Origin of the sequence: Vibrio sp. 10N.222.48.A3 (assembly GCF_041475345.1) — a bacterium.
Taxonomy (GTDB): domain Bacteria; phylum Pseudomonadota; class Gammaproteobacteria; order Enterobacterales; family Vibrionaceae; genus Vibrio; species Vibrio tasmaniensis_A.
The window spans coordinates 1-1,113 of sequence record NZ_JBFRVX010001421.1; the positions used below are offsets into that span (position 1 = coordinate 1).

2 protein-coding genes are annotated in these 1,113 nt (G+C 38.4%); both read right to left on the reverse strand.

The features are described from left to right. A partial coding sequence (locus AB4653_RS29140; RefSeq protein ID WP_408063588.1) for a PAS domain-containing protein occupies window positions 1-142 on the reverse strand: 142 nt, incomplete at its 3' end. Between the two features lie 160 nt (window positions 143-302). Then, a complete protein-coding gene (locus tag AB4653_RS26840; protein WP_017102472.1) occupies window positions 303-860 on the reverse strand; it encodes a hypothetical protein in 558 nt (185 codons plus the stop codon). Window positions 861-1,113 lie beyond the last annotated feature (253 nt).

The following is a 1,113-nucleotide window of genomic DNA, read 5'->3' on the forward strand; positions in this document are numbered from 1 at the left end:
CGCGTGAGGTCAGTTCAAATAGAGATTCAGACTCCCAAAGAGGGAGGGCACTGCTGTTTGCCCAGGTTATTCGCTTATTATCAATGTCATATATCCAGATAGGACACTTTAGATGTTCGAAAGGTTGGTAGCTGGTCATCATAATAAATTCGGGGAACTCATACTTTAATCGATTTATGCAGACAGATGTCGTGCTTTGGCAGTGCGTCTATCAAATTGAACTCTGATCTTTAACAGCCGTGAAGGAGCTATGTGTTCAAGAAAAATCAGGCGCTAAAGATAAATTAGCGACAAAATAGCGTTTAAAGATTCAGTGAACGGATAATTTTGGTTACTTTTCCTTTCGGGGTGCTTTCAATCGCATAGCCTTTATTGTCCCCAAAAATTTCCCCGTTGATGAAGTTCCAACCTGTTGATGTCTTGACGATTTCTTTCGGGAAGCGATCGTCAAACATTGAATGATTTGTGTATACCGTCTCAATTGCTTCAAATAATAATTGGGCTTGATCTTGGTTAGTGACGATGAAGTCTTCTTTCAGGCACATTGTTAATTCTGGAAGGGGTTGAGTAGTGAAAGGTTCAGTCATCGCGCCGACTACCCCATTATGTGAATAAAAGCGATATGAACCAGAGCTGCTTTCGTTGCCATCTGGAGATTTAATGCTTGGGGTTGTTAGGTAGAAATTACAGTTGAAGACCATCTTTTGGATAATACTATTTTGTGGTGTGACTTGAATATCTATCCAAGAGCTTACTTGTGCTTTGATTTGATTCATCACCTCATGTTTATTAGGAGCAGCGGTGACTCGTGTTGCCAACAAAGCGGTTATGGTCAGTAACATTAAAAGCGATTTGTTCATCTTTAAGTGGCCTTGTGACAAAGTGACTTTTGTTTAATCAGTAAGTCACCGTTGTTTATTATTTGAGTTAATGATTAGCCGAATAAATGTTACTTGAAGAAGACTTTACTTGATAGAGGGGGAGAGAGCTTGATAATGGAACATGCTATTTGATTGGTTAAGTAATCGTTTTCTTCAATTTTTTAGAATACGAACGCGGTTTTAAAATCTGTCATTTTGTTGATTTGAAGTGTTACTAACTATTGTGTTATTA